This window comes from Pedobacter polaris (assembly GCF_005116505.1).
Taxonomy (GTDB): domain Bacteria; phylum Bacteroidota; class Bacteroidia; order Sphingobacteriales; family Sphingobacteriaceae; genus Pedobacter; species Pedobacter polaris.
In genome coordinates this window covers 1-1778 of the sequence record NZ_SWBR01000012.1, presented here as the reverse complement: position 1 = coordinate 1778, position 1778 = coordinate 1, and the positions used below count along the sequence as shown (strand labels likewise).

The following is a 1778-nucleotide window of genomic DNA, read 5'->3' as shown; positions in this document are numbered from 1 at the left end:
TAGTTGTTCGTACCCGCCGTTGCGCTATGCCTCAGTCCAAAGGCATAGTAGTTGTCCTCCTGCAGCTTCCTAACAGCTCCGTTATAAATATCGAAACTATATCTCACATTTCCTTTAATGAAATGATAATTTCAAGCTTTTCAAACCAAAAAGTTCAGCATATCTTTTACAATATGCCGAACTAATTTTAACTTGATTAAATACAAGAAGCTTGCATAAATAGGAAGTAACTTTAGCCAATCAGCTTTCCACTAATCAAAGTAAGCACTACTCAATGATAATAAAATCACCACTTTTTCGATTTAAATCATACAAGCTAGTATATTATACTTTTTCCAATACGTTGTGCTGCTTATATTTTAATAGAAAAAATAAAAACAGGCATAACGATATAAGATTTAATCCAACCAAAGAATAGGCTGACTCATAAAATTTCATAGTAAAGCCAAAATTAAAATTGCGAAAAACATGTCCTAATAAAAACTCATGGGGATCATTAATTATCTTAAAATAAATAACAATTTCAATCCCTTGGTTATACTTATATTGAAAACCATCAAATACTAAATAAAACGTCTGAATTAGGCATAAAAAAATATTAATTCCATAATGAATCCTATTAGTTTTGAATTTTAACCTTAAAATATAGAAATTATTAACGATTGTTATTAAAGCTATCAGTATACAAGTTGTTATCGAAATCCATCCTATAACATCGTTGATCAGTTTTTCTGTTAATACAGCAATCAAATAGCCTATACTAATAATTCCAGATAAGAGCATATATGCACTAAAAACCACTAATATCCCCTTTTCTAATCTATTCCTTTTTAATTTTTCCATTAATCACATTTATAATTTTCTCAAGTTCTGCATTAAGGTACTTCTTTGCTCCATCCAAGGCATCTAAAAAACTATTCTTAGCCTCCTTAGGATTTGCATTTAATGTGGCTGCACCAAAGTCTAAGCTGACCTCCTCTTTTGTCGTATTGGGGAACAAATTTACATTCTTATCTTTTTCAAATTTAGTTTCTCCATTAAAATCTTTATATGCAGTTACAGAAATGCCTGCATTTCCAAGTTTAGGAATTTCTGTTGATGCTTCTCCTCCAATTGTCATTCCTTTATCTGAATTTGCAGCAACTTTAATCGTTGCTTTTACATTTGCTTTATTCTTACCAATTTCCCCACCAAGCTCTAATGAAACAACATCTTTTCCATTTGTAGTTTTTCGAGGTTTTTCCATTTTCAGTGCAGTATTGCCTGCATGCCTCATAATTTTCTGCATTTTATTAGACATAATACCCCAGCCAAGCTTGAATGCTGCAAATGGATCAATTGGCCACATCCCATCAGGATCAATAAACCTTATCGGATTATTGAACACGTAGTTATATGGGCTATACCTCCTCATCTTTTCCGCCAACGGATCCACACTGTTCCACCTCCCGATTACCGGATCATAGAACCTTGCCCCGTAACCGAGGCATAGCCGAGCTCATGAATACCTTTAAAACAATATATAACTAATGAATAATCGTACTGCCCAAGCTCATCCTGAAGTTCCTTGCCATTGTACAGATAGTTGTTCGTACCTGCCGTTGCGCTATGTCTCAGTCCAAAGGCATAGTAACCGAGCTTGCGAGCTCATTCACGCCATTGAAAACAACAACCAAACGTGAATAATTATCCTCCTGCAGCTTCCTAACCACACCGTTATAAATATCGAAACTATATCGCACATTTCCTTTTAATGAAATAATAATTTCAATGCTTTT

General features: G+C 33.9%; 1 protein-coding gene and 1 pseudogene. Both read right to left on the bottom strand.

Going from position 1 to position 1778, the window contains the following annotated elements:
- Positions 1–324: 324 nt before the first annotated feature.
- Positions 325–843, bottom strand: coding sequence for a hypothetical protein (locus FA048_RS19625; RefSeq protein ID WP_136844362.1), 519 nt, complete (start codon positions 841–843; stop codon positions 325–327).
- Positions 844–1333: 490 nt separating this feature from the next.
- Positions 1334–1632, bottom strand: a pseudogene (locus tag FA048_RS19620) (RHS repeat-associated core domain-containing protein); the annotation flags it as partial.
- Positions 1633–1778 lie beyond the last annotated feature (146 nt).

Bases quoted from the DNA above. Each gene is read 5' to 3' on its own strand.
- FA048_RS19625 (WP_136844362.1), bottom strand. From the start codon at position 843: ATGGAAAAATTAAAAAGGAATAGATTAGAAAAGGGGATATTAGTGGTT.